Annotated in this window: 14 protein-coding genes; 6 read left to right on the top strand and 8 right to left on the bottom strand. The window is 72.9% G+C overall.

The genetic code is table 11. The features are described from left to right. Nucleotides 1–43: 43 nt before the first annotated feature. Nucleotides 44–2,017 (top strand): acyl-CoA dehydrogenase family protein, encoded by a 1,974-nt coding sequence (locus M8C11_RS28615; protein ID WP_252454480.1) that lies wholly within the window; start codon nucleotides 44–46, stop codon nucleotides 2,015–2,017. Nucleotides 2,018–2,063: 46 nt separating this feature from the next. On the opposite strand, the gene M8C11_RS28610 is transcribed toward M8C11_RS28615, so the two are convergent. The 7 genes from M8C11_RS28610 to M8C11_RS28580 all read right to left on the bottom strand — a co-directional run bounded on the left by M8C11_RS28610 (nucleotide 2,064) and on the right by M8C11_RS28580 (nucleotide 6,177). Continuing rightward, on the bottom strand, nucleotides 2,064–2,231 hold the full coding sequence (locus M8C11_RS28610) for a hypothetical protein (RefSeq protein ID WP_162959003.1): 168 nt from the start codon (nucleotides 2,229–2,231) through the stop codon (nucleotides 2,064–2,066). Between the two features lie 9 nt (nucleotides 2,232–2,240). Further along, nucleotides 2,241–2,846, bottom strand: a complete 606-nt coding sequence (locus tag M8C11_RS28605; protein ID WP_252454478.1) for a hypothetical protein — start codon at nucleotides 2,844–2,846, stop codon at nucleotides 2,241–2,243. Nucleotides 2,847–2,898: 52 nt separating this feature from the next. Continuing rightward, the gene (locus M8C11_RS28600) at nucleotides 2,899–3,201 is read right to left on the bottom strand and encodes a metalloregulator ArsR/SmtB family transcription factor (protein ID WP_013287947.1); all 303 of its coding nucleotides are present in this window, start codon (nucleotides 3,199–3,201) and stop codon (nucleotides 2,899–2,901) included. A gap of 43 nt (nucleotides 3,202–3,244) precedes the next feature. Continuing rightward, nucleotides 3,245–4,120, bottom strand: coding sequence for a metal ABC transporter permease (locus tag M8C11_RS28595; protein WP_252454476.1), 876 nt, complete (start codon nucleotides 4,118–4,120; stop codon nucleotides 3,245–3,247). Nucleotide 4,121: 1 nt separating this feature from the next. Beyond that, the gene (locus M8C11_RS28590) at nucleotides 4,122–4,886 is read right to left on the bottom strand and encodes a metal ABC transporter ATP-binding protein (protein WP_252454474.1); all 765 of its coding nucleotides are present in this window, start codon (nucleotides 4,884–4,886) and stop codon (nucleotides 4,122–4,124) included. Beyond that, nucleotides 4,883–5,830 carry a metal ABC transporter substrate-binding protein gene (locus M8C11_RS28585; RefSeq protein ID WP_252454472.1) on the bottom strand — a complete coding sequence of 316 codons (948 nt, stop codon included), beginning with the start codon at nucleotides 5,828–5,830 and terminating at the stop codon, nucleotides 4,883–4,885. Before M8C11_RS28585 ends, M8C11_RS28590 begins: the two co-directional genes overlap by 4 nt. 83 nt (nucleotides 5,831–5,913) lie before the next feature. Continuing rightward, nucleotides 5,914–6,177: a DUF6703 family protein gene (locus M8C11_RS28580; RefSeq protein WP_120568528.1), complete on the bottom strand. Its 264-nt coding sequence runs from the start codon at nucleotides 6,175–6,177 to the stop codon at nucleotides 5,914–5,916. A gap of 27 nt (nucleotides 6,178–6,204) precedes the next feature. Between M8C11_RS28580 and M8C11_RS28575 the strand changes: the two genes are divergently transcribed. The 5 genes from M8C11_RS28575 (at nucleotide 6,205) to dusB (ending at nucleotide 11,389) form a co-directional block, all read left to right on the top strand. After that, complete coding sequence (locus tag M8C11_RS28575) at nucleotides 6,205–6,546, top strand: antibiotic biosynthesis monooxygenase (RefSeq protein ID WP_120568529.1); 342 nt, start codon at nucleotides 6,205–6,207, stop codon at nucleotides 6,544–6,546. Nucleotides 6,547–6,640: 94 nt separating this feature from the next. Continuing rightward, complete coding sequence (locus M8C11_RS28570) at nucleotides 6,641–7,114, top strand: hypothetical protein (RefSeq protein ID WP_121685354.1); 474 nt, start codon at nucleotides 6,641–6,643, stop codon at nucleotides 7,112–7,114. A 113-nt stretch (nucleotides 7,115–7,227) separates the two neighbouring features. After that, nucleotides 7,228–8,607: a glycine--tRNA ligase gene (locus M8C11_RS28565; protein ID WP_120568531.1), complete on the top strand. Its 1,380-nt coding sequence runs from the start codon at nucleotides 7,228–7,230 to the stop codon at nucleotides 8,605–8,607. 156 nt (nucleotides 8,608–8,763) lie between these two features. Continuing rightward, nucleotides 8,764–10,188, top strand: coding sequence for an MFS transporter (locus M8C11_RS28560; RefSeq protein ID WP_252454470.1), 1,425 nt, complete (start codon nucleotides 8,764–8,766; stop codon nucleotides 10,186–10,188). A 37-nt stretch (nucleotides 10,189–10,225) separates the two neighbouring features. After that, nucleotides 10,226–11,389, top strand: coding sequence for a tRNA dihydrouridine synthase DusB (gene dusB, locus M8C11_RS28555; RefSeq protein ID WP_308212791.1), 1,164 nt, complete (start codon nucleotides 10,226–10,228; stop codon nucleotides 11,387–11,389). A gap of 56 nt (nucleotides 11,390–11,445) precedes the next feature. Here the strand turns inward: dusB and M8C11_RS28550 are convergent, their stop codons facing one another. Beyond that, nucleotides 11,446–12,093, bottom strand: a complete 648-nt coding sequence (locus tag M8C11_RS28550) for a C39 family peptidase (protein WP_091421647.1) — start codon at nucleotides 12,091–12,093, stop codon at nucleotides 11,446–11,448. Nucleotides 12,094–12,805: the final 712 nt, after the last annotated feature.

Here is a 12,805-nt window from a genome sequence, read left to right as displayed (position 1 = left end):
TTCGTCGCACGCGTCGACGCAGCCGGACCGCGAGGAGGCAGCCGTGACCACGACACAGAACAGCCGGCCCGAGTCACCCGACGGCGCGGGACCGCTTCCCACCGAGGCGGGCCAGGTCTCCGAGAAGGAGGCCCGCCAGGTCGCCGAGGCGGCCCGCGAGTCGGCCTGGGACCGGCCCAGCTTCGGCAAGGAGTTGTTCCTCGGCCGGTTCCGGCTCGACCTGATCGACCCGTGGCCCCGCCCCGACCCGGCCGAGGTGGCCCGCGCGGACGAGTTCCTCGGCGCGCTGCGCGCGTACCTGGCGTCCGACGTGGACGGCGAGGCGATCGAGCGGGACGCGCGCATCCCCGACGAGGTGTTCCACGGCCTGGCCGGGCTCGGCACGTTCGGTATGAAGATCGACCGGAAGTACGGCGGGCTCGGGCTGAGCAACCTGCACTACTGCCGGGCGCTGATGCTCGTCGGCTCGGTGAACCCGGCGGTCAGCGCGCTGCTCTCCGCGCACCAGTCGATCGGCGTGCCGCAGCCGCTGAAGATGTTCGGCACGCCCGAGCAGAAGGAACGGTTCCTGCCCCGGCTCGCCGCCGGTGAGGTCTCCGCGTTCCTGCTCACCGAGCCGGACGTCGGCTCCGACCCGGCCCGGCTCGCCACCACCGCCGAGCCGACGGCGGACGGCACCGGCTACCGGCTCAACGGGGTGAAGCTCTGGGCCACCAACGGCACGCTCGCCACGCTGCTGGTGGTGATGGCCCGGGTGCCGGCCGGTGAGGGGCGGCGCGGCGGCATCACCGCGTTCGTGGTGGAGGGCGACAGCGACGGCATCACCGTGGAGCGGCGCAACTCCTTCGTCGGGCTGCGGGGCCTGGAGAACAGCCTCACCCGGTTCCACGACGTGTTCGTGCCGAAGGAGAACGTGATCGGCGGCGAGGGCAAGGGCCTGAAGATCGCGCTGACCACGTTGAACACCGGCCGGCTCTCGCTGCCGGCCATGTGCGTCGGCGCCGGCAAGTGGGCGCTCAACGTGGCCCGGGAATGGGCGGCGGACCGGGTCCAGTGGGGCCGCCCGGTGGGCGAGCACGAGGCGGTGGCGAAGAAGCTGTCCTTCATCGCCGCCACCACGTACGGCATGGAGTCGATGCTCGACCTGTCCTGCATGCTCGCCGACGACGACCGCAACGACATCCGGATCGAGGCGGCACTGGTCAAGCTGTACGCCAGCGAGATGGCCTGGCGGATCGCCGACGAGCTGATCCAGATCCGCGGTGGCCGCGGCTACGAGACGGCCGACTCGCTGGCCGCCCGGGGGGAACGGCCGGCCGCCGTCGAGCAGCTCCTGCGCGACCTGCGGATCAACCGGATCTTCGAGGGCTCCACCGAGATCATGCACCTGCTGATCGCCCGCGAGGCGGTCGACGCGCACCTGTCCGTAGCGGGCGACATCATCGACCCCGACGCCGGGCTGGGCCGCAAGGCCAGGGCGGGCGCACGGGCCGGCGCCTTCTACGCGAAATGGCTGCCCACGCTCGCCGTCGGCAAGGGGCAGACGCCCGGGGCGTACCAGGAGTTCGGACCGCTGGCCGGGCACCTGCGCCACGTCGAGCGGACCTCCCGCAAGCTGGCCCGGTCGACGTTCTACGCGATGTCCCGGTGGCAGGGGAAGATGGAGCGCAAGCAGGCGTTCCTCGGCCGGGTGGTGGACATCGGCGCCGAGCTGTTCGCGATGAGCGCGGTCTGCGTCCGGGCCTACGCCGAGCGGGACGCGCACCCGGAGAACGTCGAGCTGGCCGACCTGTTCTGCCGGCACGCGCGGCTGCGTGTCGACGAGCTGTTCACCGGCCTGTGGTCGAACACCGACTCGGTCGACGTGGCCGCCGCCAAGCGCATCGTCGCCGGGCGGTACGCCTCGGTGGAGGACGGTGTCGTCACCCCGCCCGCCGACCTGCCGTGGGTGGCCCGCTGGGAACCGGGGCCGTCCACCGAGCAGGACGTCCGTCGTCGCATCCCGCCCGCCGGCTGACCGGAGCGCCCCGGCGGCCGTCCCGCCCGGACGGCCGTCGCGGCGGTCAGCGCGCGATCGCCCAGGCCAGGATGCCGGCCAGGATCAGGCCGTTGAGCCCGGCCAGCACCAGGTACGCCGACGGCGGGATCTTGCGGCCCTTGCGGACGAAACTCACCAGCACGCCCGCGTACGCCAGCAGCAGCACGGCGACGACGATCAGGAAGTACAGCACCGGCACACCTTACCGGCCGCCGCGCAGCCCCAGTCCGCGCAGCTCCAGCGCGGCGAGCGCGTCGACTGTCGCGTCGTCGCCGCGCCGCCACGCCTCGGCGACGTCGGGCGCGATCCGGGTCAGCTTCGACAGCGGCTGACCGGCCAGCGCGCGCAGCGCCAGCAGGTCCCGCCCGGCCGGTGCGCCGGCCAGGGCCTTCGCCGCGCCCGCCCGGCGCATCCAGCGCAGGCGCAGCGGCAGCCAGCCGAACAGCACCAGGCCGAGCGGGAACACCAGCACCGCGATGGTCAGCGCGAGCGCGAGCTGCCCGACCAGCTCCTGCTGGTCGCGGCCCGCCTCGGCGACCGAGCGGGCGGCCTCGGCGGCGCGGGTGAACGGCGCGGTCAGCTCGTCGCCGACGATCGGCACCCGGCCGACCTTGCCGCCGGCGTCGGCCAGGTTGTCGGCGAGTCCACCGCCGGCCCCCTCCAGCTTCTGCCCGGGTACGGCGAGCTTCTCGACCAGGTCGTGCAGCCACAGCGCGAAGCGGATCGCGGCGTACACCCAGACGACCACGAGCAGGTCGGTGAGGAACTGGCGGACGGCGGTGGGAAAACGGTCGGCGTAGATCTTCACGCCGGACAGCGTCCCACGGCACGGGCGCGTCGGCACCTGGCCGATTTCCCGCTCAGTGCGACCCTTCGCCGGCGTGACTGACGGCGTCCGCCACGATGTGCGCGACGTGGTCGTCGACCAGGGCGTACGCGATCTCCCGGCCGCGCCGCGACCCGCGCACCACGCCGGCGCCCCGCAGCACCCGCAGGTGCTGGGAGACCAGCGGCTGAGGCGCGCCGAGCTTCTCGACCAGCTCGTGCACGCAGCGTTCGCCCTCGGCCAGCTCGCTCACGATCGCGAGCCGGATCGGGGCCGAGAGCGCGCGCAGCAGGTCACCCGCACCCTCGAAGGCGTCGTACCCGTTCGTGCCGGTCACCCTGTAACGGTAACCAATCCCAGCTGCGCCGGCGGGTAGGGCCTCACCGCAGCAGCACCTCGTGCTCGGCCGGCTCGGACGGCGGCGTGACCCGGTCGGCCCGTACCCGCCGCCGCAGCGCCCGCACACCGGCTGCCGCGAGCGCGACCAGCAGGAACGAGCCGATCGCCACGAGCACCACCGACGCGCCGGGCGCGGTGTCGGCGGTGGCCGCCACCCACACTCCGGCGCCGGCGGCGAACAGGCCCAGCGCCATGGCCGCCGTCATGGTCGACCGGAAGCCCCGGGTCACCTGCTGCGCGGTGGCGACCGGCACCACCATCAGCGCGCTGATCAGCAGCACCCCGACCGCCCGCATGGCGATGGTCACCGTGACCGCCGTGCCGACCGCGATGAGCAGGTTCAGCGCCCGTACCGGCAGGCCGGACACCCGGGCGTACTCCTCGTCGTGGCACACCGCGAACAGCGCCGGACGCAGCACCAGCATGGTCACCAGCAGCACCACGCCGAGCACCCCGATGGTGATCAGGTCGGTCCGGGAGGTGGTGGTCAGCGACCCGAACAGGTACGCGTTGAGCGACCCGCTGCTGGCGTCGGAGAGCCCGACCAGCATCACGCCACCGGCGATGCCGCCGTAGAACAGCAACGCCAGCGCCAGGTCACCGGAGGTGCGCCCGTACGCGCGGACCAGCTCGATCACCACCGCGCCGAGCGTCGCGGCGATCACCGCCACCAGCACGGGGGAGCGGTTGAGCAGCAGTCCCGCGCCGACGCCGGTGAGCGCCACGTGCCCGAGCCCGTCGCCGATCAGCGCCAGCCGGCGCTGCACCAGGTAGATGCCGAGCGCCGGGGCGGCCAGCCCGATGATCAGCGCGCCGACCAGGGCGCGGAGCATGAAGTCGTACTGGAAGAGATCCATCTCAGATGCCTGTCCAGAGCCGGGCGGGCTCCTCGTCGCAGTGCGGGTGCACGTGCTCGTGGTCCGGGTCGGCGTGGTGGCCGGCCGGTTCGGGCACCGCGCCGTCGTGGGCGATCCCGCCCTGGTGCACCACCACGGCCCGGCTGATCAGCGGGCGCAGCGGGCCCAGCTCGTGCGCGACGAGCAGCACGGTGCCCCCGCCGTCGCGGAACGTGCGCAGCGCCCCGGCGAACGCCTCCTGGCTGGCCGCGTCCACCCCGGCGGTCGGCTCGTCGAGCACCAGCAGCTCCGGCCCACCGGCGAGCGCGCGGGCGATCAGGGTGCGCTGCTGCTGGCCGCCGGAGAGCGTGGACACCGGGTCACCGGCCCGGTCGGCGAGCCCGACCGCGTCCAGCGCCGCCGCCACCGCCTCCCGGTCCGCCCGCCCCGCGGGCCGCAGCACGCCCCGGCGGGCCAGCCGCCCGGACGCCACCACCTCGCGCACGGTCGCGGGCACTCCGCTGCCCGCGCCGAGCCGCTGCGGCACGTACCCGATGCGGTGCCACTGCCGGAAGCGGCGCTGCGGCGTGCCGAACAGGGCGACCGACCCGGCGCCGACCGGCACCAGGCCGAGCGCGGCGCGCACGAGCGTCGACTTGCCGGAGCCGTTGGCGCCGAGCACGGCGACCACCTCTGAGGCGGTCACTGTCAACGAGACGTCACGCAGCACCGGGCGGCCGTCGTAGCCGACTGTGGCGTGCGCGATCTCGATCACGGGTGGGGTCATGAACAGTCCAGAGCGGTTCGCAGGGTCTGCAGGTTGGTGCGCATCGCGGAGAGGTAGTCGCCGTCGGCGGGCGGGCCCTCCAGCGGGTCCAGGACCGCCGTCTTCGCCCCGACCTCACGCGCGATGGTCTCGGCGACCTTCGGGCTGACCAGCGTCTCGAAGAAGATCGTGCCGGCCTGGTGCTCCCGGGCCTCCTCGGCGACCTCGGCGAGGCGCTTCGGGGACGGCTCGGACTCCGGGGTGAGCCCGCTGATGCCGATCTGCTCCAGCCGGTAGCGCTCGGTCAGGTAGCCGAACGCGGTGTGACTGGTCACGATCTCCCGGCGCTGGCAGGTGCGCAGGCCGTCGGCGTACTCGGTGTCGAGCTTCGTCAGCTCGGTGCGCAGCGCGCCGGCGCGGGCGGTGTAGTCGGCGGCGTGGTCCGGGTCGGCCTTGCCGAGCCGCTCGGCGAGCTTGTCGCCGATGGTGGCCAGCCGGGTCGGGTCGAGCCAGACGTGCGGGTCCTTGCCGCCGCCCTCCTCGGCGTGCCCGGCCTCGCCCTCGTGGTCGTGGTCGTGGCCACCGGCGGCGGCGTCCAGCAGCGGCGTCACGCCCGCCACGTCGAACGCGCGGTCGCCGCCGTTCTGCTCCACCGCCTCGTCCACCGCCGGCTGGAAGCCGCTGAGGTAGACGACCACGTCGGCGTCGACGACCTGGCCGACCTGCCGCGGGTTGAGTTCCAGGTCGTGCGGCTCGGCGCCCGGCTTGGTGAGGTTGCTGACCGCGACCATGTCGCCGCCGATCCGCTCGGCCAGGAACTGGAGCGGGTAGAACGCGGCCACCACGTCGACCCTGCCCGGCTCGCTCGCGCCGCCTGTGCCGTCCGCGCAGGCGGTCAGGCCGGCGGTGGCGAGCAGGGCGGTGGCTGCGGCGGTCAGGATGCGGCGCGGTGCACGAACGGTCATGGGCTCAACTGTCCGCGACAACGAAAACTATTGTCAAAAACGCATGATTGCATGTCAGCGCAGGTCAGCTCGGCTTCGTCAGGTCAGCCGACCATGAGCTTCGCCAGCGCCACCGCGATCAACAAGGTCAACATGACCAGCCGGAGCATCCGGGTCGCCGGGGCCTGCACCGGCCAGGTGACCGACATCAGCCAGACCAGCCCGCCGGCCAGCACGAGCAGCAGGACGCCGCCCGCCGGGCCGGGCGCGAAGAGGCCGACAAGCACCAGGGCCAGCGCGGCCAGGAACACCGCCGTCGGGTTGAGCCGTGCCAACCGGGACAGCACGGGACTCTGCGTACGCTGCATGCCACAAACTCTACGAGGAGGAACGCCGTGCTGGTCACCAACCGGTTCGTGGTGGAAGCCGAAACGGTGGACGAGTTCACCCGTGCGGCGCACGCCGCGCTGACCGCGCTCGCCGCCCGCCCCGGCTACCTGCGCGGTGAACTGCTGCGGGCGCTCGACGATCCGGACCACTGGCTCCTGGTCACCGAGTGGGAGTCGGTCGGTGCGTACCGGCGGGCGCTCGGCGGATTCGACGTCAAGGTCACCGCCGTGCCGCTGCTCGCCCGATCGGTGGACGAGCCGTCGGCGTACGAGACGCTCGCCGGCGCCGCCCCCGAGGGGGAGATCGTCGTCGTCGCCAGCGATCGTGCCGCACGTCCGTATCGCTGAGTGCCGGGGCACTACCCTGGCGCGTATGACCGCTCCCGGACCGGCCGCGCCACCCCCGCCATCCGTTCCGCCCGCGCTGCCGGCGGACCCCGGGGTGCCCGCGCCGCCGCAGGGGCCCGGCGCCGCGCCGCCGTTCGCCGCCCCGCCCACCGAGGGCGGGCGGACCCGGCTCTGGCTCGGCCTCGGCGCGGGCGCGCTCGCCGTGCTGATCTGCTGCGGCGGGGGCGGCGCGGCGGTGGTGGGTCTGGCGGTGAGCAACGCCCAGGCGATCGGCGAGCAGGGCCGGGCGGTCACGAACGACTACTACCAGGCGCTCGTGGCGCGGGAGTGGTCCAAGGCGTACGACACGCTCTGCGACGACATCCGCCGACGCGAGCCCCGGCGGGAGTTCGAGCGGCGGGTGGCCACCGAGCCGCAGATCTCCGGCTACCGGGTGGGCGAGGTCGACCTCACCACGCTCACCGTGCCGGTGGACGTCACGCTGGCCGGCGGCCGGCGGGAGGCGCAGACCGTGACGCTGGCGGCGGACCAGCAGACGGGCGGCGTGGAGGTCTGCGGGGTGAGCTGACCGGCCCCCGGTATTCTGCTGGGCTCGGGACGGACACGGTCGTACCGTTGTCCCGAACAGCCCGGTTCCATCCATCTCAACCGCGCCGACCGCCAGCCGGCGTAGGAGGAAACATGCCAGCCGACCGTATCGACGCCGTCACCAGCCTCGCCAAGCGCCGGGGTTTCGTCTTTCCCTCCAGCGAGATCTACGGGGGCACCCGGTCGGCGTGGGACTACGGTCCGCTCGGCGTCGAGCTGAAGGAGAACGTCCGCCGGCAGTGGTGGCGGACCATGGTGCAGCAGCGCGACGACGTCGTCGGCCTCGACTCGGCGGTCATCCTGGCCCGCAAGGTCTGGGAGGCCAGCGGCCACATCGCCGAGTTCGTCGACCCGCTGACCGAGTGCCAGTCCTGCCACAAGCGGTTCCGGGCCGACCACCTGGAAGAGGCGTACGAGGCCAAGCACGGCAAGCCGCTGACCTCGCTGACGGAGCTGAACTGCCCCAACTGCGGCAACAAGGGCACCTTCACCGAGCCGAAGATGTTCAACGGCCTGATGAAGACCTACCTGGGCCCGGTGGAGAGCGACGAGGGCATGCACTACCTGCGCCCGGAGACCGCCCAGGGCATCTTCGTCAACTACAAGAACGTGGAGACGGTCGCCCGCAAGAAGCCGCCGTTCGGCATCGCGCAGACCGGCAAGTCGTTCCGCAACGAGATCACCCCGGGCAACTTCATCTTCCGGACCCGTGAGTTCGAGCAGATGGAGATGGAGTTCTTCGTCGAGCCGGGCACCGACGAGCAGTGGCACGAGTACTGGCTCTCCGAGCGCTGGAACTGGTACCTCGACCTGGGCCTGTCCGAGGAGAACCTGCGCTTCTACGAGCACCCCAAGGAGAAGCTCTCCCACTACTCGAAGCGCACCGTCGACATCGAGTACCGGTTCCAGTTCGGCGGCACCGACTTCGCCGAGCTGGAGGGCATCGCCAACCGCACCGACTTCGACCTGTCCACGCACAGCAAGCACTCCGGCGTCGACCTGTCGTACTTCGACCAGGGCAAGGGCGAGCGCTGGATCCCGTACGTGATCGAGCCGGCCGCCGGCCTCACCCGCGCGGTGCTGGCGTTCCTGCTGGAGGCGTACGACGAGGACGAGGCGCCGAACACCAAGGGCGGCGTGGACAAGCGCACCGTCATGCGCTTCGACCCGCGGCTGGCCCCGGTCAAGGTTGCGGTGCTGCCGCTGTCGCGCAACGAGGCGCTGTCGCCGAAGGCCAAGCAGCTCGCCGCCGACCTGCGCAAGCGCTGGGTGGTCGAGTTCGACGACTCGCAGGCGATCGGCCGCCGCTACCGCCGGCAGGACGAGATCGGCACGCCGTTCTGCGTCACGGTCGACTTCGACACGCTCGACGACAACGCGGTCACGGTCCGGAACCGGGACACCATGGCCCAGGAGCGCGTCTCCCTGGACCAGGTCGAGCGCTACCTGATCGAGCGCCTGCCCGGCTGCTGACGTCTAACGAAGAAGGGCGCCGTCGCCGACGGCGCCCTTCTTCGCGTCTCCCGGACCGGACGACAGGTCGACGTGTCTGAATCCCGCGAGCCCGTTGTCGTTAGCCGGCGGGAGCGCCGGGTAGCAGATCCCTCACCGGCAGCGGAGGGGGGCGAGATGCGGCAGGCGACCACCGGACCGTCCGCCACCCCGGCGCCCGCGGTGGTGGCGCATCGATGGCCGACCGCGCTGGTCCTGGCCAGCGCCATGTTCCTGGTGCTGTTCGACAGCCTGGCGGTGGCCACGGCGCTGCCGCGCATCGGTGCCGAGTTCCGCCTCGGCCCGGACCGCCTCCAGTGGGTCGTGACGCTGTACTCGCTGAGCATCGGTGGCCTGCTGCTGCTCGGGGGCCGGCTCTGCGACCTGTGGGGGCGACGCCGGCTGATCGTCGTCAGCCTCGCGCTGGCCACTCTCGGCTCGGCCCTGGCCGGGCTGGCGACCGCGCTGCTCCCGCTGCTGCTCGGCCGGGTGCTCCAGGGCGTCGGCGCGGCCCTCGCCATCCCGGCGACACTGGCGTCGGCGGCCACGTTCTTCCCGGACGAGCCGTGGCGCAGCCGGGTGTTCGCGGTGGTCGCCGCCGCCGCGAACACGGCCGGTCTGGCCGGGGCGATCGTCGGCGGCCTGATCACCTCGCACCTGGGCTGGCGCTGGGTCTTCCTGGCCACCGTGCCGGTCGGACTGGTGGCGATGGTGGCGGCCCGGGTGCTGCTGCCGGTGAGCCGGCCTGAACCGGGCGGCCGGCAGCGGCTGGACCTCGCCGGGGCGGTCCTCGCCACCGGCATGCTGCTCGCGCTGATCTTCGGCGCGAACCGGATCGCCGAGTCGGGTCCGGACCCGGTCGCGCTCGGCGCGGTCGCCGCCTCCGGAGTGCTGCTGTTCCTGCTGGTGCGCGTCGAGCGGCGGGTGGCCGATCCGCTGGTCCGGCCGGCCCTGCTCCGGTCGCGCCCGCTGGTCGCCGGTTGCCTCGCCTTCGCCGCCCACTCGGCCGCGTACGCGGTGGTGGTGGTCGTGGGCAGTCTCTACCTCCAGGAGGTCCACGGCCTGTCCCCGGCGGGCGCCGGGCTGGTGCTGGCCCCGGTGCTGCTCGGCGCGCTGGTCAGCGCCGCTCCGGCGGGCGCGCTGATCCGCCGGTTCGGCGCGCGGCGGGTCGTCGCGGTGGCGCTGGCCCTGTGCGCGGTCACGCTCGCGCTGGTGGCGGTCAGCGCGGGCGGCCCACTGATCCTCGTGACGACGATCCTGGTCGCCTGGGGGCTCAGCGCCGGTCCGATCTACGTCGGGCTGACCCGGGTCTGTGTCGGTGACGCGCCGCCGGGCGACCAGGGAACGGCCTCGGCGGTGTTCGAGTCGACCACCCACGTGGCCGGGGCCATCTCCGTGGCGGTCTTCCTCACGTTGCTCGCCGCCGGGGTCGGCTACGGCGTCGTGCAGTTCGTCGGCGCCGTCGCGGGCGGGCTGGGCGTCCTCGCGCTGCTGCTGATCATGCCGGCGGGAGAGCCCGGGACCGCGCCGAAGCCCGCGCCGCAGCGGGTGGACGCCCGGTAGGCGTCGATACCCGAGAACGCCTCCCTACACTGGTCAGGTGACTGCCCCGACCCTGCCCGCGTTGACCATCGGCCCGCACCGGGTGTGGCCGCCGGTGGTGCTCGCGCCGATGGCCGGGATCACCAACGTCGGCTTCCGCCGGCTCTGCCGCGAGCAGGGCGGCGGCATCTACGTCTGCGAGATGATCACCACCCGGGCGCTCGTCGAGCGGAACCCGAAGACGCTGCGCATGATCGCCTTCGGCGCCGAGGAGCAGCCCCGCAGCCTCCAGCTCTACGGCACCGACCCGGAGATCACCGCCGCCGCCGTACGGATCGTGGTCGAGCGCGACCTGGCCGACCACATCGACCTCAACTTCGGCTGCCCGGTGCCCAAGGTGACCCGCAAGGGCGGCGGCTCGGCCCTGCCGTGGCGCCGCCGGCTGTTCGCCCGGCTGGTCAAGGCCGCCGTGGATGCCGCGTCACCCGCCGGGGTGCCGGTCACGGTCAAGATGCGCAAGGGCATCGACGACGACCACCTGACGTACGTCGAGGCGGGGCTGGCGGCACAGGACGCGGGCGTCGCGGCGGTCGCCCTGCACGGGCGTACGGCCGCGCAGCGCTACTCCGGCACCGCCGACTGGGACGCGATCGCCACGCTCAAGGCGGCGCTCGACGTGCCGGTGCTCGGCAACGGCGACATCTGGGAGGCCGACGACGCGCTGCGGATGGTCGCGCACACCGGCGTCGACGGCGTGGTGATCGGGCGCGGCTGCCTGGGCCGGCCGTGGCTGTTCGCCGACCTGGAAGCCGCGTTCAACGGGAGCCCCGAGCGGCGGCTGCCCAGCCTCGGCGAGGTCGCGGTGACCATGCGCCGGCACGCCGAGCTGCTGGTGGAGCAGTTCGTGGCCGGCGCGCGCAACCCGGCCCGGGGCGAGCGGGACGGCTGCACCGACTTCCGCAAGCACGTCGCCTGGTACCTGAAGGGCTTCCCGATCGGCAGCGAGCTGCGCCGCTCGCTGGCCATGATCGAGAGCCTGGCCCAGCTCGACGACCTGCTCGGCAAGCTCGACCCGGCCGTACCGTTCCCGGTGGAGAACCTCGGCCAGCCACGTGGCCGCACCAACTCCCCGGGCAAGGTCTTCCTGCCCGACGGCTGGCTGGCCAGCCGCGACGACGACACCCCGCCGGACGGCGCGGAGCTGGACGACTCCGGCGGCTGAGAGACGCCGAAGGGCCCGACCCCGTTCGGGGTCGGGCCCTTCGCTGTGCCGATGTGTCAGGAGCTGTAGCCGCGGCTGGCGATCCAGTGCGCCAGGGCGTCCACGTCCATCCGGTACGAGGCCTGGTCCGGGTTCGCCGAGTCGGCGATCGTCACGACCTTGCCGCCGTCGCGGTAGCCGACCACGCTGATGTAGTGGCCACCCTCGAACGAGTGGGTGTTGCCGTCGGTGTCGGTCGCGGTGCCGGCGATGTTCGCCACCACGGCCCGGCCGTCGTCCACCGTGCGCACCACGTCGGCGCGCAGCTTCTCCACCTTCTCACCGGCCTTGTCCACCGGGATCTCGGTCGACTTGTAGACGTCCTTGCCGGTCTCCTTGTTCAGCACCGGGGTGATGTCGTTGATGGAGTTGGTGCCGTCCTCGGTGGTGCCCATCTCCTCGGCCATGGCGTGCACGTCGATGTTCTTGCCCTGCACGCTCAGCGCGTTACGGGCCGCGGCCGGGCCACAGAAGTAGAAGTTCGGCTGCGCCTCGTAGCGCACGCCCAGCTCACGCTCGCCGTGCTTGCGGTCGTTGGTGACGACCTGGGCGGCGCGCTCGGCCGGGGTGGCCTGGGCGGCGATGGCGGGGCCGGCGATGCCACCAGCGGTGGCGGCGATACCGGCGACGGTCAGAGCGGTCTTGCGCAGCAGAGTGGTAGCCATGATCAGTTGCCTCTCTGTCGGGGGTACGCGGCGATGGGGGATGCCGCGAAGAAAGATCAGGTGGCCCGGTACGTGCGTCGGGCCGGTGGCTCGTCCGGGCGGCCAGGGGGTCGGCCTGCTCCGGCGGCTCGGGGATGTAACGACCGGGGGTCCGGGGTCATTCCCGGGGGCGCTGCCCGGCGGTGGGGCCGGATCGGCAGGCGCTGTCGGCCTGCTCGCGGCTCCGGGGATGTAACGACCGGCGTCCCGGCCTGATTCCCGGCCCGTCGGGCGGGCGGTCGGCGGGTGCGGCGCGGTCTGCCATGTACAACGCCCCGCGCCCGCCCCCGATTCCACCCCACCGGTGACCCCGACCACCCCGAACCCGGACACCGACCCCACCACTTCGTTGATCAAGGAGTTTGTGTCCGTCTGGGGCCTCGCGCCCGACACAAACTCCTTGATCAACGCTGCGATGAGAGGAGGAGTGGGTCCCCGGAGCCCACTCGCCGCCCGAGTTACGAGGGCTGGCCCGGGTCGGCTTCGAGATCTTGGTACGGCCGCGCCCCTCCGAGGGCCGTTTCGCACCAAGATCTCGCGATCGGGCGTGCGGCACGCGCCGTCCTCGCCGCCCCGCCCCGGATCGGTGCGTCGATCATGAGGTTGGCGGCGGTTCGTGTCCGGTTTGTCGCCGTCAACTTCATGATCGACCCAGCGGGGGCGAGGGCGGGGC

The organism is Micromonospora sp. CPM1 (assembly GCF_023896895.1).
GTDB classification, from domain to species: domain Bacteria; phylum Actinomycetota; class Actinomycetes; order Mycobacteriales; family Micromonosporaceae; genus Micromonospora; species Micromonospora tulbaghiae.
The sequence above is the reverse complement of the archived record's forward strand: the minus strand, read 5'-3'. Positions and strand labels throughout refer to the sequence as shown.